This is a genomic window from Mycobacterium shottsii (genome assembly GCF_010728525.1).
Lineage (GTDB): Bacteria > Actinomycetota > Actinomycetes > Mycobacteriales > Mycobacteriaceae > Mycobacterium > Mycobacterium marinum.
The window spans coordinates 4,120,372-4,138,524 of sequence record NZ_AP022572.1 but is presented as its reverse complement, the minus strand read 5'-3'; the positions used below and the strand labels follow the sequence as shown (position 1 = coordinate 4,138,524).

Annotated in this window: 16 protein-coding genes and 3 pseudogenes; 8 read left to right on the top strand and 11 right to left on the bottom strand. The window is 63.4% G+C overall.

Features of this window, described 5'->3' with window-relative positions; all coding sequences use genetic code 11:
* Positions 1 to 7: 7 nt before the first annotated feature.
* A pseudogene (locus tag G6N41_RS19120) lies at positions 8 to 878 on the bottom strand (IS5 family transposase).
* 83 nt (positions 879 to 961) lie between these two features.
* Between G6N41_RS19120 and G6N41_RS19115 the strand changes: the two are divergent.
* Complete coding sequence (locus G6N41_RS19115; RefSeq protein ID WP_198965386.1) at positions 962 to 1,912, top strand: GlxA family transcriptional regulator; 951 nt, start codon at positions 962 to 964, stop codon at positions 1,910 to 1,912.
* Between the two features lie 18 nt (positions 1,913 to 1,930).
* On the top strand, positions 1,931 to 2,674 hold the full coding sequence (locus tag G6N41_RS19110) for a DJ-1/PfpI family protein (protein WP_198965385.1): 744 nt from the start codon (positions 1,931 to 1,933) through the stop codon (positions 2,672 to 2,674).
* A 138-nt stretch (positions 2,675 to 2,812) separates the two neighbouring features.
* Here G6N41_RS19110 and G6N41_RS19105 read toward each other — a convergent pair whose 3' ends face one another.
* The gene (locus tag G6N41_RS19105; protein ID WP_231608598.1) at positions 2,813 to 3,349 is read right to left on the bottom strand and encodes a hypothetical protein; all 537 of its coding nucleotides are present in this window, start codon (positions 3,347 to 3,349) and stop codon (positions 2,813 to 2,815) included.
* Between the two features lie 163 nt (positions 3,350 to 3,512).
* On the opposite strand from G6N41_RS19105, the gene G6N41_RS19100 reads away from it, so the two are divergent.
* The gene (locus G6N41_RS19100; protein WP_231608597.1) at positions 3,513 to 4,061 is read left to right on the top strand and encodes a dihydrofolate reductase family protein; all 549 of its coding nucleotides are present in this window, start codon (positions 3,513 to 3,515) and stop codon (positions 4,059 to 4,061) included.
* A gap of 30 nt (positions 4,062 to 4,091) precedes the next feature.
* On the opposite strand, the gene G6N41_RS29620 is transcribed toward G6N41_RS19100, so the two are convergent.
* Genes G6N41_RS29620 through G6N41_RS19090 form a run of 3 tightly spaced genes read right to left on the bottom strand, consistent with a single transcriptional unit; the run spans position 4,092 to position 5,454 of the window.
* Positions 4,092 to 4,226, bottom strand: coding sequence for a hypothetical protein (locus tag G6N41_RS29620; protein WP_259593090.1), 135 nt, complete (start codon positions 4,224 to 4,226; stop codon positions 4,092 to 4,094).
* Between the two features lie 33 nt (positions 4,227 to 4,259).
* Complete coding sequence (locus tag G6N41_RS19095) at positions 4,260 to 4,976, bottom strand: alpha/beta fold hydrolase (RefSeq protein WP_231608596.1); 717 nt, start codon at positions 4,974 to 4,976, stop codon at positions 4,260 to 4,262.
* Position 4,977: 1 nt separating this feature from the next.
* The gene (locus tag G6N41_RS19090) at positions 4,978 to 5,454 is read right to left on the bottom strand and encodes a nuclear transport factor 2 family protein (RefSeq protein WP_198965383.1); all 477 of its coding nucleotides are present in this window, start codon (positions 5,452 to 5,454) and stop codon (positions 4,978 to 4,980) included.
* Positions 5,455 to 5,510: 56 nt separating this feature from the next.
* Between G6N41_RS19090 and G6N41_RS19085 the strand changes: the two genes are divergently transcribed.
* Entirely contained in the window at positions 5,511 to 6,278 is a 768-nt protein-coding gene (locus G6N41_RS19085; protein ID WP_198965382.1) for an SDR family oxidoreductase, read from the top strand.
* 47 nt (positions 6,279 to 6,325) lie between these two features.
* Here the strand turns inward: G6N41_RS19085 and G6N41_RS19080 are convergent, their stop codons facing one another.
* From G6N41_RS19080 to G6N41_RS19070, 3 genes are all read right to left on the bottom strand, one after another.
* Complete coding sequence (locus tag G6N41_RS19080) at positions 6,326 to 7,099, bottom strand: YqjF family protein (RefSeq protein WP_198965381.1); 774 nt, start codon at positions 7,097 to 7,099, stop codon at positions 6,326 to 6,328.
* Positions 7,100 to 7,195: 96 nt separating this feature from the next.
* A complete protein-coding gene (locus G6N41_RS19075) occupies positions 7,196 to 7,609 on the bottom strand; it encodes a SpoIIAA family protein (protein ID WP_198965380.1) in 414 nt (137 codons plus the stop codon).
* A gap of 70 nt (positions 7,610 to 7,679) precedes the next feature.
* Positions 7,680 to 9,149 carry an alpha-L-fucosidase gene (locus G6N41_RS19070; protein WP_198965379.1) on the bottom strand — a complete coding sequence of 490 codons (1,470 nt, stop codon included), beginning with the start codon at positions 9,147 to 9,149 and terminating at the stop codon, positions 7,680 to 7,682.
* Positions 9,150 to 9,325: 176 nt separating this feature from the next.
* Here G6N41_RS19070 and G6N41_RS19065 point away from each other — a divergent pair, with 176 nt between their 5' ends.
* Positions 9,326 to 10,057 (top strand): peroxiredoxin, encoded by a 732-nt coding sequence (locus tag G6N41_RS19065; RefSeq protein ID WP_198965378.1) that lies wholly within the window; start codon positions 9,326 to 9,328, stop codon positions 10,055 to 10,057.
* A gap of 421 nt (positions 10,058 to 10,478) precedes the next feature.
* On the opposite strand, the gene G6N41_RS19060 is transcribed toward G6N41_RS19065, so the two are convergent.
* Positions 10,479 to 11,828 (bottom strand): 8-oxoguanine deaminase, encoded by a 1,350-nt coding sequence (locus tag G6N41_RS19060; RefSeq protein ID WP_198965377.1) that lies wholly within the window; start codon positions 11,826 to 11,828, stop codon positions 10,479 to 10,481.
* A 414-nt stretch (positions 11,829 to 12,242) separates the two neighbouring features.
* Here G6N41_RS19060 and G6N41_RS19055 point away from each other — a divergent pair, with 414 nt between their 5' ends.
* Both G6N41_RS19055 and G6N41_RS28905 read left to right on the top strand, forming a co-directional pair.
* A complete protein-coding gene (locus tag G6N41_RS19055; RefSeq protein ID WP_020729090.1) occupies positions 12,243 to 13,241 on the top strand; it encodes an antibiotic biosynthesis monooxygenase in 999 nt (332 codons plus the stop codon).
* Positions 13,242 to 13,316: 75 nt separating this feature from the next.
* Positions 13,317 to 13,808, top strand: a pseudogene (locus G6N41_RS28905) (bile acid:sodium symporter family protein); the annotation flags it as partial.
* A gap of 396 nt (positions 13,809 to 14,204) precedes the next feature.
* Here G6N41_RS28905 and G6N41_RS19045 read toward each other — a convergent pair.
* Positions 14,205 to 14,993 carry a GAP family protein gene (locus G6N41_RS19045; protein WP_231608595.1) on the bottom strand — a complete coding sequence of 263 codons (789 nt, stop codon included), beginning with the start codon at positions 14,991 to 14,993 and terminating at the stop codon, positions 14,205 to 14,207.
* Positions 14,994 to 15,059: 66 nt separating this feature from the next.
* A pseudogene (locus G6N41_RS30105) lies at positions 15,060 to 17,387 on the bottom strand (arylsulfatase).
* Positions 17,388 to 17,618: 231 nt separating this feature from the next.
* On the opposite strand from G6N41_RS30105, the gene G6N41_RS19035 reads away from it, so the two are divergent.
* On the top strand, positions 17,619 to 18,098 hold the full coding sequence (locus tag G6N41_RS19035; RefSeq protein ID WP_198965376.1) for an MPT63 family protein: 480 nt from the start codon (positions 17,619 to 17,621) through the stop codon (positions 18,096 to 18,098).
* Positions 18,099 to 18,153: the final 55 nt, after the last annotated feature.

The following is an 18,153-nucleotide window of genomic DNA, read 5'->3' as shown; positions in this document are numbered from 1 at the left end:
CTGTCTGCTAATTGCGGACGCGGTGGTAGGTGATGATGGCGGCCAGGGTGACACCGCCGAGGTAGGTCAGGGCGTATTTGTCGTAGCAGGTGGCGACCGCGCGCCAGTGTTTGAGCCGGTTGAAGCTTCGCTCGACGGTGTTGCGGTGCTTGTAGATTCGGCCTGAGAACCCCGGAGGCCGTCCTCTGTTGCGGCCTTTGGCTTTGCGGCGGGTGATCTGGTCGCTGCGCTCGGGGATGGTATGGGCGATCTTGAGCCGGCGCAGCTGTGCCCGCGTCGAGTCATGGGAGTACGCCTTGTCCGCCAGCAGGCGAAACGGGGCGTATGAGTTGCTGCACCGGGCGGCCAGCAATGGCCAAAGCATCGGATTATCACCGGCTTGACCGGCCGACAGTGCCAGGGTGACCGGACTGCACAGCTGGTCGGTCAAGGCGTGGATCTTGGTAGTCAGCCCGCCGCGGGAACGCCCAATGGCGTGGTCATCGGGCTCATCGAGATATTTCTTGTAATTCGACAGATCCCCTGTGCGGCGCCCGGCGCGCTCCGGCTGCGTGTTGGTGGGCGCGCACACTGGTCGAATCGACCGACAACAGTGCGCCCAGGTCGGCGTCCTCGGCGTCGAGGTCAGAGGCGATCGCCGCGAAGATCCGCGCGTAGATGCCATCGACCGACCAGCGTAGATGCCTCTCGGCCACCGATTGCCAGGGACCGAAGTGCTCGGGCAGGTCACACCACGGAGATCCCGTACGGTAACGCCAGATAATGCCCTCCAGAGTACGTCGATGATCGTTCCACGGCCGGCCACGCCGCCGCCCCGCAGGCAACACCGCCACGATCAGCGACCACAAATCATCAGAAATCGCATGCGTCCGCATCACCCAAACAGCATCAGCCAAAACACCATTCACATTAAGCAGACACGCCCTAGACGACATAGCGGAACCTGAGCAGCATTGAGCCCATGGCCCGCAAGGTGGTTATCGTCGGTTTCCCCGGGGTCCAACCGCTCGACGTGGTGGGACCGTTCGAGGTGTTTGCGGGTGCATCCCTGCTGAGCGAGGGCGGTTACGACGTGGCGCTCGCATCGATCGACGAGCGTCCGGTGGCAATCGGAATCGGCTTGGAATTCATGACCACGCGGCTGCCAGACCCGAGTGCGCCGGTAGACACCGTTGTGCTCCCCGGTGGCGGTGGCGTCGATGCCGCACGCGACAACGTGGCGCTGATGGACTGGGTCAAAGCCGCTGCGGGTACTGCCCGGCGCGTTGTCACCGTCTGTACGGGCACATTTTTGGCCGCCGAAGCGGGGCTGCTCGACGGTTGTCGGGCCACCACGCATTGGGCCTTCGCCGACCGACTGGCTCGTGAGTTTCCCGCCGTCGACGTCGATCCTGACCCGATCTTCATCCGCAGCTCCCCGAAGGTGTGGACTGCCGCGGGAGTGACGGCGGGTATTGACCTCGCGCTCGCCTTGGTCGAGGGTGATCACGGCACCGAGATCGCCCAGACGGTTGCCCGCTGGCTGGTGTTGTATCTGCGTCGCCCCGGCGGCCAGACGCAGTTCGCGGCACCGGTGTGGATGCCGCGGGCCAAGCGGCCTTCGATCCGGGACGTGCAGGAGGCGATCGAGGCCCAACCGGGTGGCCTGCACAGCATTGAAGAGCTGGCCCATCGGGCGGCGATGAGTCCCCGCCATTTCACGCGGGTATTCACTGGTGAAGTTGGCGAGGCGCCGGGCCAGTATGTCGAACGCGTCCGCACGGAGGCCGCGCGACGACAGTTGGAAGAGACCGAGGACACCGTCGTGGCAATCGCGGCCCGCTGCGGGTTCGGTACCGCTGAGACGATGCGGCGCAACTTCATTCGCAGGGTTGGCATCTCACCAGACCAATACCGCAAGGCCTTCGCCTGACCGGAAGGGAGAATACCGATGCCCCAGTTCGCTTTCGTTGCTTACCCGGGTTTTACCGCTCTGGACATGATTGGCCCGTACGAGGTATTGCGCAATCTCCCCCACGCCGAGGTGCGTTTTGTCTGGCATGATCCCGGACCGATCACCGCCGACTCGGGGGTGCTGGTGCTCGGCGCCACGCATTCGCTGGCTGAAACTCCTGCGCCTGATGTGGTCGTGGTTCCGGGTGGCCCGGCTACTCTCGTGCATGCGCGCGATGAGAAGCTACTCGACTGGCTGCGCCAAGCCCATCGGAGCGCCAGCTGGACTACCTCGGTGTGTTCGGGCTCGGTAATCCTGGCCGCGGCCGGCTTGCTCAAAGACCGGCGCGCGACTTCACACTGGCTGACCATCCCGGCGCTAAAGGCGTTTGGCGCGATTCCGGTCGCTGACAAGCGAATCGTTCAGCAGGACAACATTATTACTAGTGCAGGCGTGTCCGCGGGACTGGACTTGGGGCTGTGGCTGGCCGGGCAAATCGCTGGCGAGAGCCGGGCGAAAGCGATCCAGCTGGCCCTCGAATACGATCCTCAGCCGCCGTTCGATTCCGGTCACATGTCGAAGGCATCGGCGAGCACGAAGGTTGCCGCGACGGCGCTGTTGTCGAAAGATAGCGCCACGCCGGTTAACTTGAAGGCCGCCACCATGTTGGCGTGGCAGCAGGCGCTGGCGGCGGCTCGGGCGCGACGGCGCAAGCGCCAGCCGGTTGACTCGACGCCGTAGCGGACCCGGCCCGTCTTCGCGCGGTCGCCAATGATCCCGCGACGCCATTTCCACCTTCACACCTCCGGCTGGGGCTAGCTGGGACATGAGCTCGGACCTGATCGCATCCATGTCGGGCGCATCCTGGGGCTGTGTCGCTTATCCGTCCCGAACAGGATGAGTGAACGGATGCGACCGCCACAGTCGCGCCACCAGCAGCACCGCAACCAGCGGGTAGGGCGCGTTGACGGCGACGCTGTGCAACGCGCTTGGTGACTTGTAGTCGAAGCTGGAGTCGGGCCCGCAGGCCAGTGAAAACAGCGGTGCATCACCGAGGAGTAAGACGGCAAGGTACAGCCCGGTTGCCATGACGACCATGCCGGCGCCGAAAATTGCTGGCAGTCGGATCCATTCGCGGCCCCGTACGAATGCGTAGCTGAGCACGAGGTAGAACCCGCCGAACAGCAGCGCCGAAACAAAGCCGACGGACAGTTGCACAAAACGAGGATTGGCCATCATCAGCGGATCGGCACCGCCTATCTGAGCGTAGAGGAGCCGTGCTATCGGGTTGTGCGAATGCGGATTCGGGCGGCTAACCATGTTGGCGGTATCGATCACCAACGATGTACATGCGAACGTTGTGAATGCGACGACGAAGAACCAGTCATATCGTCGCTCGCGCAGCGGGATCGACAACGATGGGGCATCGTGTTGACCGGTATGGTCAGGCCCGGCGGGGCTGGTTGTCATGCTCCGAATGGTAGGCGGGTCACCCTTGGGTGTGGATGAATCCACCACGGACAGCGGCCCCGCACCGATGTTGGGGTGCGGCCGTATGGTCTGGTCTATGGGACAGATTGTGTTCGACACCGCGACGACTCTCAACGGCTGGATCGCCGACGAAAACTATTCGCTGGCTTGGCTGTTCGCGGTCGACCAAAGCGGAATGCCCGAAAGCGGACTGGTTCCGACCGAAGCGGCAGTCATGGTGGAGGGCTCGATAACCTACCAGTGGGTCATTGAGACGGAGAGCATTCTCGACCACCCCGAGACGTGGCAGCAGTTCTATGGCGAGAAACCAACATTCGTCTTCACTACACGTGAGCTGCCCGTCCCCGCCTGGGCAGATGTGCGGTTCGTGTCCGGCTCAGTCCTCGATGTGCTGCCGACGATAGAAGAGGCCGCGGGCGCCGGAGACATCTGGGTGGTCGGTGGCGGAGACCTTGCCGGCCAGTTTCTCGATGCCGGCGCCCTGGATGAGATCAGGTTGTCCGTTGCGCCTGCTGCCTTGACCGGCGGAGCGCCGCTACTCCCGCGATGCATCGGGGCCTATCGGCTCCGCCTGGCTTCCGCCGCTGCTCATGGGCAGTTCGCCCGTCTTGTCTACACCGTCACCCCACCAGAGTGACCCCCTACTGCCATGAAGTTCCCGGGCAGGTCAGTCCCGACGGTCCGACCCCGTAGCTTGCGCGCCGATGATCCGCTGTGCGACCTCGGTGAACGCATCGCGCACCGCGACTGGCTGTTCGATCCAGGGGAAGTGCCCCGCCTCGGCGATGACGCGCCGGATCACGTTGTCTGCCTGGAAGCGTTCGGTTTGCCACAGCTACTGCGTAACGATGCGATCGGCCGCGCCGCTGACGATGAGTGTCGGTAGTCTGGTCGGCCACCAGGCCAATCGGTAGCTGCTATCGAAGTTCGCGTCCGACCATTGCGTCGCACCCGTGTTGTAAGGCAGCCGGGCCAGTATCCGCGCGCCCCTGGCGACGCTATGTTCAACGAAGTTCCAGGGCGCCGACTCGACGGTAACGGCGCGAAGATTCTCCGGTGTTTGATCGGATTGGTAGCGGGCCATCGCCTGCTCGACGCCCGGCAGCCAATTGTTGCGGGTCATCTCCTCGAAGGCCGGCATCCACGAGGCATCAGGAGCGGTGCTGATCAATACCAGCCCCTCGAGCACTGCATCCAGCGCGGGCGTCGACAGTAGGTACTCGCCCCCGGTGGAATGCCCGACAAACACGGGATGCGGGACTTGTCGGGCCGCTTCCGCGACAACCCGCGGCCACAGACGATAGGGATCCTCGGAGGCACCCGGCGCATTGACGTTGGAGCCATCGCCGGGAAGATCGACCAGCCAGCAGGTGCCGGGGACATCGACCGTGTCGACCAGTTCGTGCAGGCTCTCGGAGCCGATTCCCGGGCCACCGGGCAGAAATAGCCAATTGAGGTCACCGGCGCGATCGATCCGGCGAATCAGGCGTACTCCGGATCGGGTCCACTGGACGTGTTGCATGTGCGCGTCGGCCCAGCCGGGTTGTGGCAACCTAGGGCCCGGGCTGCAGGATCTGGTCGGAGGCGAGCTGGCCGCCGGCCAGCAGCCAGGCAGCTATCACCCGCGGCGCATCCCGGTCGGGGTTATAGATGTCTTCCTCGCTGCAGAACAGGCCGTCGCCGGCGTAGACGAGTCGAGTCCAGTTCGGGAACCAGAACGGCTCACCGTTTGGATCGGTCGGGTGGTCAAGGCTGTTCTTGATCATCAGGACAACAGCATCGTTGTCTTCGTCGTAGGCGGTCCAATCCGAGGGAAAGCGCATATGCGGGAAAGGCGCCATGACCGCAACGATCCACTCGCGCACCGCCTCGCGGCCATGGAAGACCCCATAGTGGTGTTCGGTGTAGACGACCTCCTCGGTGAACAAATCTGCGAACGGTCGCCAGTCACCGGAGGCTGAGCACCCCTCGACGACGGTGGTGTAGTGCCTGACGGCTTGTTCTATCTCGGGCTTGGTGAACCTGCCCATACCGGACACACTAGAACGTGTTTCGGTTGGAGGTCACCGTCTGAAGGGACTGGCGAATGAGCGTGTTGGATCTGTTCGACTTGAGCGGCAAGCGCGCCCTGATCACCGGGGCGTCCACCGGCATCGGAAAGAAGGTGGCGCTGGCCTATGCCGAGGCCGGGGCCCAAGTCGCCGTTGCGGCAAGGCATTCCGATACGCTGCAGGTGGTTGCCGACGAGATAGCTGGGGTCGGCGGCAAGGCGCTGCCTATCCGCTGTGATGTCACCCAGCCTGACCAGGTCAGGGGCATGCTCGACCAGATGACCGGCGAGCTGGGTGGGATCGACATCGCCGTCTGCAACGCCGGCATCGTCTCGGTCCAGGCGATGCTGGACATGCCACTCGAAGAGTTCCAACGCATTCAGGATACGAACGTGACTGGTGTCTTTCTCACCGCACAAGCGGCGGCCCGGGCGATGGTCGATCAGGGCATTGGCGGAACGATCATCACGACCGCGTCGATGTCCGGACACATCATCAACATTCCTCAGCAGGTCAGCCACTACTGCACGTCCAAGGCGGCGGTTGTTCATCTGACCAAAGCCATGGCCGTGGAGTTGGCTCCGCACCAGATCCGGGTGAACAGCGTCAGCCCGGGCTACATCCGCACCGAGCTCGTTGAGCCATTGGCGGACTACCACGCCCTATGGGAGCCAAAGATTCCGCTGGGACGAATGGGCCGGCCCGAAGAACTCACCGGCCTCTACCTCTACCTAGCCAGTGCGGCTTCCAGCTATATGACCGGCTCGGACATCGTGATCGACGGCGGGTACACCTGCCCCTGACCCCGAATCCGGATGCCGCTCGGCTCGCTTTGCAATGAACCACGCATTCAACGAACCACGCACGGGCGCCCGAAAAAGGTTCGTACTCCGGGAGAGAACAGGGCACGCAGGTGTTTGCCGGCCGGCCGCACCCCGCTGGCCGCGGTGAGCTCATCGTCGAGTTCGAGGATCTCGGCCGAGTGCAACGGCCACGATCCGTGCTCGTTGGGCATCCACCACGTCCGTCCCCCATGGCGGGTGTGCGCTCCCCAGCGCGCGGTGAGCCAAGTCTCCAGCGGAGTCGGTTCAACCGCGTCGCCCACGCGGATCGTCAGCAGGCTGCGCAGGCCGCGGTGGGGCCAGCGCCGCACGCTTTCATAGCTCAGGCGCTGGCCCGACCATGTCATCTGCATTTTCGCCCAGGTGTAAGGAATGCCCATCCCAATCCGGGTGACGGGCACAACGGCCAGCCGGGCTGTTTCCAAGGAACGGAACAACACGCCGTGGCGCCCGGAGTCATCGATCGAGTAGAGCCGGATGTTGGTCTCCAGAAACCTGCCGAAATATGGGAGCGGGAGCGCGGTGCCGATCTTGGTGCTGGTCATCGCGAACGGAACAAAGCCCAGATATGTCAGACCGTCGGCGAAGATGTCGGGACGAGTGCCGGGCGGGTACATGTGCGCGACGCTGTCCGGCAGCACGGGCCAGTGGACGAAGGTCAGGTCATTCCAGCGCTGGTCGAAGGTGACGGGGCGCGGCAATGGCGGTGGCGTCACCGGGTATCCGGCAAGGGGGTCGCAGTGGCTGGAATCCGATTCTGGGGGGCCCGGTCCGACAGTCATTTCACCATCGTGGCAGGGTCGGTCCCATCCAGCGACCCCGAACCAGCAACGCAGCGATCAACGTTGCAGCGCAGGGTATTACGAGCATCAATCCGTCTAGGATCCACCCAGGATCCATTGTTGTGCTTGTTCGACTTGGCCGGCGGGAAAGTGGCGCACCTCAGCCGACACGAAATGTGATGTCAGATGCTCGGCGACATCCCCGAGGTGGGAGTCGGTAACGACGGCGATTTTCTTCACGTGCTTCTGATGGTCCCGAATGAAGCGGAAGTGATTGACCATCGCTCCGAAACTGTCCCAGCCGGGGAAGGACGGGGCGTTGAGAATCAGCCCGGCAAGATCGCCGGTCGCTTCGATGTGAGGATCCACCACTTCAGCGAGCTTGACGAAATCTTCCTTTTCCAGCGCCGTTTCGGGCCGTACGTGGAGAATGGAATGTTCGGTGTCCAAAGAGAAATCGATTATGAGGGCTCCTAGGCTCCTAGGCGACAGTCGGCCGCGAACTGTCATGCCGCCATGATCGGCTACCCCGGTGCTGGCTGGTTAGAGGCCAAAGTCACCGGATTGGGCGAAGCCGGGATCAAGCTTGCAGATGGGGCTTCGGAGTGATCTTGAGGGCGTAGGCAGGCCAGACGTCCAATCGGTCGGGGAACGTCACGTTGATCCGGTCTTCGGCACATTCATGTTCGAGGGTGCCACCGCCGAGTAGCTCGACCTTGGTATCCGAAGTGCCGGTGAGTCCACGCAACCCGACCCGGCGTTCGCCGGGGGCCTGCAGGAACGTCACATAGACGGCGTCCTCTTTTTGGGTAAAGCGCAGCGGGGTTCCATCTGTAGCGGTGGCTTGCGCGGTTGCCCACGGGCGGGTGTTGAAGTAGGCGTCGCCGGTCACGTCGAGCCACGCGCCGAAATCGGCGAGCAGCTTGGCCTGCAACTCGGGGATGGTGCCGTCCTGGTAGGGCCCGATACCCAGGAGCAGGTTTCCGTTCTTGCTCACCAGGTCGGCGAAGCCGCGGGCGAGGTCGGTGAGGGTCAACATCTGGTCGGGACCCTCTTGGCGGTTGTTTCCGAACGAGTTGCCCACACCGCGGGTCGATTCCCACTTGTACGGTTTGATCTCGTCGTACTGGGCGTACTCCGGGGTGCGGAAGTCGTAGTGGAAGCTGGTCGGGAAGTCCAAGACCCGAACCCGGTCGGGCAGGAACCGCCACAATGCGTTGGCCAGACCGAGCCCGCCCATGACCAGTGGCTCCATTCCGGGGACCCTGGGGAGCTGCAACTGCGCCCACCGGTCGTTGATGACACCGTCGGGCACCTGGTTGTAGTAATGCGCGAACAACTCGGCCAGGTTCGACTTGGGCGGGTAGCCGATGTCGTTCCACAGCACAGACGGCTGGTACCGGTTGATGAGCTCGCGGATGTGATTGTCGGCGTACTGCGCATACTCGTCGGTCTGTACGAGCGAGGATGCCATCCCCGGTAGGTCGGTGATGACGGTCGGGTTGAACGTCCAGTCGTAGCCACCCGAGTAATAAAGGCCCATCTTCATGCCCCGGTCGCGGACCGCGCTGGTCAGGTCTCCGACCAGATCGCGGCCGGCATGCCAGGAGTCCTTGTGCGGGTTGGGATGCCGGCTGGGCCACATGGTGAATCCGTCGTGGTGCTTGGTGGTGAGCACCACGTAGCGGGCGTTGGCCCGGACAAAGAAATCGGCCCAGGAGTCGGGATCGAACTGCTTGACCGCCTTGTTGAACATCGGCTTGAAGTCGTCGTAGGTGAAGTTGGAGCCGTAGGTCTTGAGGTGGTACTGCTGCGACGGGCTGCCGGGGATTCCGATGGTGTTCTGATACCACTCGGCATAGGGGTTGTGCTTGAGCCAGTACGCCGGCCCCCTGGTGGCCATCAACTCTTGGGTGTCGGCCTCGAGTGGGGCCCACCCCGGCACCGAATAAAGACCCCAGTGGATGAAGGTGCCAAACTTCGCGTTCTCAAACCAGTCGGGCACACGATGGGTGGCGACCGAGTCTTTGGTCGGCTGGTATTCGGGCACTCCCGCACCCTACTAGCACTATCGGCATCGTGCCTGGTCCCATCGTGGTTGTCGGCGGTAACCCGGCGCTGCGGCGTCGGCCATCAACAACCCCGATGGGTGGAAACTCCGACGGCCGGAATATACCCCTATGGGTATTTTTTGAACGGGCTGAGATACGCGAAAGGATCATCACGATGACCAACCCCGACACCCCGGCCCCAGCCGCAGTCATGCCACGAATCGGCGATCCGGCTCCGGAGTTCACCGCTGTCACCACACAGGGGCCCATCAATTTTCCGGCCGACTATGCGGGCAAGTGGGTCATCTTCTTCTCTCATCCGGCCGACTTCACCCCCGTATGCATAAGCGAGTTCATCACGTTCGCGTCGATGCAGCAGCAGTTCGCGGCCTACAACACCGAGTTGGTCGGACTGTCCGTGGACGGGCTTTATAGCCACATCGCATGGCTGCGAACGATCAAGGACAATATCAGTTTTCGCGACATGCACGATGTGCAGGTCAACTTCCCGATCATTGAGGACGTCTCGATGGAGATCGCCGGCAAGTACGGGATGATCATGCCTGGTGAGGACTCGACCAAGGCCGTACGAGCGGTGTTTGTCATCGATCCCACCGGCACGATCCGGGCCATCATCTACTATCCGCTCAGCCTCGGCCGCAATTTCGACGAGCTCCTTCGTGTGATCAAGGCCCTGCAGACTGCCGATCACTACGACGTCGCTACACCGGCGGACTGGCGCCCGGGTGACCCGGTGATCGTGCCCCCCGCGGGCTCGTGCGGCACGGCGAAAGAGCGCATGGAGGGTCAGGTCGACGGCGTTGAATGCGAAGACTGGTTCTTCTGCACCAAGGAACTCAGTGCTGAGACCGTCGAGTCGGCGATCACAGCCGGTGCCCAACCGTGACGGGCACCGGCATCGGTTCCGAAAGAGCCGCGGGCCAGATGGGTGAGACGACCATGGACGAGTCGGCGAAATGCCGAGAGCCAGCCGGCCCGCGCCGGGACGGGAGCGCTGCGGCCCCCGCGAACGCAACGAACACGCCCCCCGCGCCGAGTCGGCCAACATGCCGGGAAGTACCCGACGATGACCCCTATGACTTGGGGTGTCAACCCGGTGCCGAGCTGGGTCCTGCGCCGTCCGGCGCCGACTGAGCGCCAATCGGCCCTAACTCGGCCTTGGCGGCCGTTCCTCATTCGGCGACGGGCGCGGGCTGCGGCTAGCGGGATCCCCCGGATCCCATAGCTCCCAATGGATTTGCGTCAAAAGGGATCAGAGGGCTACCGGCAGATGCGCCGCGGGGCTCAGCGGCCGGCGTCGGCCAGACCTAGCCGCGTTCCCGCAGAGTCACCGCGGCGTTCTTGGCGTCTGTTGCCAAGGTCTCGGTGTCGGCGGTGCGCAACTCGCCGTCTTCGACGACGGTGTTTCCGCCCAGCAGGAGTAGCCGCAACGGCGCAGGCGGACCATAGATCAGCGCCCATACCGGGTCTTCGACATCGGAATGGCCGAGCCCGTCCAGCTGCCAGAGTGCGATGTCGGCCAGCTTGCCGACCTCGAGGGACCCGAGGTCCTGGTCGCGGCCCAGGCACCGGGCGCCAACAACGGTCGCCATCCACAAGGCCTCGCGCGCGTCGAGCGCCTGCGGGCCCAGCCGGAATCTGGCCGCCAGCTCGGCCTGGCGCATTTCGTTCGCCAGCCCACGGTGTTCGGCGCCGGCGCCGTCCACGCCCAATCCGACCGCTACATCGGCGGCCAGCAGTTCGGGGATCGGGGCGATCCCCGCGCCAAAGCGGCCATTGGAGGTCGGGCAGTGGGCTACCCCGGTTCCGGTAGCGGCGAGCTTGGCGATGTCGCCCTCGGACAGGTGCACGCAGTGCGCCATCCAGACGTCACTTCCCAGCCAGCCCAGCGATTCCACGTAATCAACTGGCCGGAAACCGAATTGGGCGAGACAAAACTCGTCTTCTTCGACGGTCTCCGAAAGATGAGTGTGCAGCCGCACCCCAAGGTCGCGGGCCAGCAGCGCGGACTGCTTCATCAATTCACCGGTGACCGAAAACGGTGAGCAGGGAGCAAGGGAGATCTGCACCATCGAGCCCTTCGTGGGGTCGTGGTGCTCGCGTACGGCGTCTTGGCAGGTGGTCAGGATCGTGTCGATGTCTTCGACGGTGTGCTCCGGCGGGAGTCCCCCCGATGCGACGCCGAGGTCCATCGAGCCGCGGGTCGGATGAAAGCGGACGCCGATGCGCTTTGCTGCGGCGATCTCCGCGCCCAGCATGTCTCCCCCGGCATGCGGGAAGACATAGTGATGATCCATGGTCGTGGTGCAACCGGTCAGGGCGAGCCTGGCCAGCCCCGCGCTGGCGGCAGCGAACTCCAGCTCAGCGTCCAGGCGTCCCCACACCGGATACATCTCGGTCAGCCACTGAAACAAGGTCCCCTTCTGGGTGTAACCACGGGTGATCCACTGATAGAGGTGCTCGTGGGTGTTGACCAATCCGGGAGTTGCCAGGCAACCGCGGCCATCGATGACAGTTGCGCCGGGGACCTCGGGCGCGGGTCCATCACCAACCGCGACGATCAGATCGTCCTCGACGATGATGTGGCCTTCGGAGAACTCGGCGGCCTTGGGGTCAACGGTTGCTATGGATACGCGGTCGATCACGAGTTTGGGCACGCGACACTCTAACATCAGCGTGAGCAGAATGGTTGACATGGGAGGGGTCTACGTAGAGTTGACACGACCAGCTCGAACATGCTACAGCGGTGCACAATTGGTTCGGCAGTACCGATTTGGATTTGGTTCGGCAGTACCGATTTGGATTCCAAATTCGGATTGTTTTCCGGTCGGCGTGGCGCCATCGCGTTAGGGTTGAGCCGAAGTTCACCGGCCTGAACCGATTGTTGTTGGTGGGAACAGTTGTTGACGGGAACAAACGATGACACCTGAGCAGTCCATGGCCACGGCGATTAGGCTGGGCGGTGTATCGGTTGGCGCCGGCCGGGCAGGCGGGCGCAACCACGAGTTGCGATATTCCGACTCAACCCCAGGCGATGTCCGGGGCCGTAGCGCGAACGAAGGCAGCTGTTGATGGGGCGGAAGGCGCCCGGCGGCGACCGGTCCGGGTCCTACCGTGCGGTCGAGCCACGCGACAACGCGGTGACCGTGATCATCGGTCAGGCAATACATTCCGGTCGCGAAGACGACTACGTGGCTTGGCAGCAGAAGCTTCACAAGGGGCTCTCGCACTATCCGGGCTACCTCGGCTCCGAGCTGCGGCCACCCGGCGGGGCGCAGTCCGAGTGGATTGCCGTCTATCGCTTCGACTCGGCTCCAAACGCGAAAAGTTGGTTGGACAGTTCCAGCCGCCAGCTCATGGTCAGTGAGGCGGCGGGGATTTTTGCCGGACCGGCCAGTTGTCAGGTGATCGCACGAAGTACCGAGGCTGATGACGCGCTGATGACCGTCGTAGTGTCGCACCGGGTTCCCGAAGAACGGGTGGATGAGTTCCTGGCTTGGCAGAAGGAGATCGTGGCAGCCGAAAGCAAGTTCGCGGGCTTTCGCGGTGCCGAGATGTTCCGCCCGGTCGCTGGCATCCAAGACGAGTGGACAATCTGCTATCGATTCGACACCGCCGAGCATCTGGACGCCTGGCTGACTTCGGAGGCGCGCAAGCAACTCATGCACCACCCGCACTTCCGGGACTACAAGATGCGCAAGATCGATCAGTCATTCGGCAGCTGGTTCGTCCTCGGTGACGAGACAGCCCCGCCACCTTCGGATTTCAAGACTTCGGTGGCGGTGTGGTTAGGGCTCTACCCCACCGTGGTGTTGTTGACGATGCTGCTCAGTCCGCTGCGCATGCCACTGTGGTTGGGGATGTTGGTGGGCAACCTGTTGTCCAGCTTTGTGATGAGCTACATCACCATGCCCTACTACAGCATGCCGATCATCGGGTGGTGGCTCAGGCCGAAGGCCAGCGCTCGTCAGCCGCGTACCAACGTCGGCGGAATGCTGTTGGTAGTGCTGGTCAACGGGGCCTGGGCCGTGGTGTTCTACCTGGTTACGGTCCGGCTTTGGCACCCATAGGCTCGCTATTGCTTTAGCCGGCAACGCATTCAGGTCTCACCGATCTCCCGGTCGTGGCAAGCTGGCGCGGTGACGATGGTCGAAGCGGCGAAGATCGCCTTTCAGTTGAGCCTGTTCGTGGTGATCCTCGGCTACGGGCTGACAGCACACTTTTCCGACGTGCTCTATGTGCTGAGACGCCCGGGTCTGCTGGCCCGTTCGGTGTTGGCCGTGCTGATCGTTGCACCCGTGCTAGCAATACTGCTCGTTCGCTTGCTGGAGCTGCGTCCACAAATCGCGATTGCGCTTGTCACACTGTCGTTGTCACCGCTGCCCCCGTTGTTGCCGCGTCGCGGAGAAAAAGCGGGCGGGCACGTTCAGTACGCCCTGGGCCTGGTCATCATCCTCGCCGTCCTCGTCGTTCCCGTGCTAACCATGGCCGCGATGTTGCTCGATGACATCTTCGGGCGCCAACTCGTCTCCAGACCCGGGGCCATCGGAGAGCTGATGGCCATATCTGTGCTGGCCCCGCTGGGCGCCGGGATGGCGATCAGAGCGCGCTGGCCGGATGCGGCAACCCGCATCGCGCTGCCCATCCAGCGCGCGCAGAAGTGGGTGCTGCCGATCGCAATGATTGCGCTGCTGATCTCAGCTGCGCCCGAGATGTGGAAGCTCATCGGTGAATCGACCTTGGTGGCCATGTTGGCATTCATTGCTGGCACCTTCGCCATTGGTCATCTCTTGGGCGGCCCCGACCGGGAATCGTCGACGGTGTTGGCGTTCGCCAGCAGCTGCCGCCATCCCGCGACCGCGTTGGCGATCGCGTCGGCCAATTTTCCCAACGCTGACGAGCACGCCGCCGTGGCGCTCTACGGTTTGCTCACCGCGGCGTTGGGGATGCTCTATACGTTGTGGACGCGCCGACGCGCGGTCACCTCACCATCGTGGCTGGCCGTCCGTTGGCGCATCGCTGGGCTGCGGGACCTAGATCACCCCGAGGCCGTGCAGGGCCTTGAATCCGAACCAGATCCCAAACCCCAATCCCACCACGATCATGATCGGTCTGTCGTTGTCCTGCAGCCAGCGCTGGATCCGGTCCAGCAGGGCGCGCGACTGATCAGGGAACAGTGCGGCCATGGCTACCACGAGCAGATTTGTACTCAGGGCAAGCAACACGAAAAGCACGTAGGAAGCCATGTTGCCGACTCGTGGCAGTCCCGCGTTGCCGATCACGCTGATCGCCGCCAGCGTGAAGACCCACGATTTCACCGATACGGTCACCAGGCCCGCGCCGATGAGGAACGCCCTGGTGGGTGTCGCCGACATCGGCATCGCCATCCACTTGGGCGGTGGCGCCTCCGGGTCGTTATCGCCGAAGAACTCTCGGGCCGCGGTGACCAGAAATATCAGCGCCACGATCAGAAGGACGGTCGACACAATCCAGTGGTGCGCGTGGTTGGGTGCAGAGCGGCGAGCTCCCCAGTGCAGGATGGTGCCGAAGACCAGGCCCTGCAGCAGACGTGTGCAGCCATGGCCGGCGATCCAAGCGCCGGCGGTTCGAGTACGCGCGGGCGTGCCCAGCAGCATGATGGTTATGGCAAGTTCGATCGGTTCCAGCAGACTGCCAAGAATCAACGGCAGAAGGCTGCTCCACATGGCGGACACCGGGTGAGAATAACCAGCCGGCGCGCCGATGGGGCCAAACCTGGCGCCGGTGTCCAGGTTCGGTTGTGAAACTTGAGCCACTAACGATGCGAGCGCTTCAGGCAGCACGGCAACGCGGTGGGTGGGTTGCCGTGATCACCGACGGGTGCGGTGTAGGTCACCGACCAGCGCGATCTATTGGGAGCCCAGTGCCGCGCGCATCTCGATGTCGGAAAGGGCGGCGGCAAGGTCGGCCGGACGCGGGCTCACACTGGCATCGATCCGGTGGATAAGGCCGGTGAACGGGAAACTGTGCTCGCAGGGCGCGACGGGTGAGCCGGTGTCGAGTCCAACATCGAGGGTTTCTCCGCTCATTGAAAATCGGAACGGAACCGTCTGCTCAACGCGCCCGCTGGCCACCGTGGTGCCGTCGACGACCAAGGTGACCAACGCGCCCTTCCCGAGTCCCCCGCCGTCGTAGTCGAACGAAAGCGCCAGGGTTATCTGGCCCTCGGGAAGCGGATCGGTGGCGGCGACCGTGGTGAGTTCGTGGCCCAAGTAGTTGTAGGCGAACGTGGGGATGCCGTCTTGCAGATACAGGCTCCACCCGCCCATTGACCCACCGATGCAGATGACCACCCCCTGGGCGCCGCCGCGTGGGATCTGCAGCTGCGCCCGCAGTTCGAATGAAGTGCTGGTGTAGGGCAGCGTCGAGGTCTCGGGGATCCGCACATGGCTGGGGTAATAAGTAGCCGAGGTGCGGCCGGCGAGCAGGTTCGGCCGGTTAGCGGGCAGCGCGCGGGCCAGCGTCGCGTCGCTGAGCGGGTAGACGTCGTACTTGCGGGCTTCGGTGTCGAACACGGCCCGCAGCTCGGCGAGCTTGTCCGAGTATTGCTCGGCGAGATCTACCCCCTGGCTGAAGTCGTCGGCGAGGTGGTAGAGCTCCCAGCGCTCGGAGTCGCCGAAGGGGTTGGTTCGCTGGGTGCGGACCCACGGCAGCCGGCCGTGGAAACAGGACGCGATCCAACCTTCGTGATAGATGGCGCGATTGCCGAAGATCTCGAAATACTGGGTCCGGCGTCGGCTGTGGGCATCGGCCTCGTCGAAGGAGTAGCGCATGCTCACACCTTCGATCGGCTTCTGCTCGATACCGTTGACGCGCTCGGGCATCTCGATTCCGGCGGCCTCCAAGATCGTCGGAACGACGTCGATGACGTGGTGAAACTGGCTGCGCTGCTCCCCCGCGCAGGTAATCCCGCGGGGCCAGGAGACGGCCATCCCCTTGCGAGTTCCGCCGAAATGGGATGCCACCTGTTTCATCCACTGAAACGGTGAGTCCAGCGCCCAGGCCCAGCCGACGTTGTAGTGGTTCTCGCAGCGCACCGTGCCGAAATCGGCCAAGTGGGCCAGCAGCCATTCGGGGTCCTCGGGCAACCCGTTTTGAAACGAAGGAGAGCTCCAGGCGCCGTGCACCGTTCCTTCGGCCGAGGCGCCGTTGTCGCCGCAGATGTAGATGAACAAGGTGTTTTCCCACTGCCCCAGGTCGTCGATCGCATCGACGACACGGCCTATCTGGGCATCGGTATGGGCCAGAAAACCGGCATAAACCTCCATCAGGCGACGCGCCACCGGCTTGTACCGATCGTCGTAGTCCGCCCAGGCCGGAATTTGTTCGGGTCGTGGTGTTAGTTGGGTCCCGGGGGGAATGATTCCCCTCTAGAGCTGGTGGGCATACGTCTGCTCGCGCAGCGCGTCCCAGCCCTCGTCGAACTGTCCGGCGAACCGGTCCGACCATTCTGGCCAGACGTGGTGGGGACTGTGCGTTGCGCCGGGTGCCAAGTAGAGCAGGAACGGCTTGTCCGGCGCGGATGTCTGTTGCCGCTGAATCCACTCGATCGCCTTGTCGGCAAGATCCTCGGTGAGGTGGTAGTCGTCGCGCCCGACGTATGGTTCAACCGGCGTGGTTTGGTCAAATAACGCGGGCTCGTACTGTGACGTGTCGCCGCCCAGGAAACCGTAGAAGCGTTCGAATCCCAGCCCGGTGGGTCACCGGTCGAAGGGGCCCGCCGGGCCAATCTCCCAGGTGGGAGTGAAATGCGCTTTGCCGAACAGTGCGGTGTTGTAGCCGTTCATGCGCAGGACCTGTGCGATGGTGGCGGTGCTCTGCGGCAGCACACTGTCGTAGCCGGGGAACCCGTAGGCGATCTCGCAGATCGTCCCCATACGCGCGCTGTGGTGATTGCGGCCGGTCAGCAACGCGGCGCGGGTGGGCGAGCAAAGTGCGGTGGTGTGGAATTGGTTGTAGCGCAAGCCGGCTTGGGCGATGCGGTCCAGGGTTGGGGTAGGCACTGGTCCGCCGAAGGTCGAAGGGGCGCCGAACCCAACGTCGTCGAGCAACACCACAACGACGTTGGGAGCCCCGTCGGGTGGATAATCGATCGACGGGGTGACCGGGGTGGAGTCGGCCACCACCGGGTTGATAACTCCGCCGAACGGTTGCTCGTTGCGCGGCAAGTCGACCATTCGTGCTCCTGATTCCTGTGCCCGGATTGTTGTCTGCCATAGGTCTTCTCGACGGCCACATTACAGATTCTTCGGCGTCTGTCCGCCGTACCGGCGAGGTACTTGGGCCAGGTGGGCAGTGGTGTTTGCTGCCAAATTGCGGGTAGCAATAGGCCATTTAAGACCTAGAGTTAGTCATGCCGGGAGGTTTGAACGGCGTGATCGCTCCAAAAAAATAGTGGAGGAGGACCAATGAAGCTCACCACGATGATAAAGACGGCGGTGGCCGTCGTGGCAATTGCGACCATCGCGACCATCACTGCACCAATCGCATTCGCCGCATATCCGATCACCGGCAAATTCGGCAGTGAGTTGAAGATGACCGACTCCGTTGGTCAAGTTGTGCTCGGCTGGACAGTCAGCGATCTCAAATCCAGCTCAGACGTGATCCCCGGCTACCCGGTAGCCGGCCAAGTCTGGGAAGCCACTGCCACCGTTAATGCAATCAGCGGCCCGGTCACTCCGGCGATTTCTCAGTTCAACGCTCGCGCCGCGGACGGGGTCAACTACCGAGTCCTGTGGCAAGCGTCGGGCCCGAACACCATTAGCGTGGCCACCATCCCACAGGGTGCATCATCGACCGGGAAGATCTACTTCGATGTCACCGGTCCGGCTCCGACCATTGTTGCGATGAACAATGGAATGGAAGATCTCATGATTTGGGGTCCCTAGAACGGTTGCTGATTGACCGGCACGGTGCGGGCCTGCCCGCTCGCACCACGGCCCT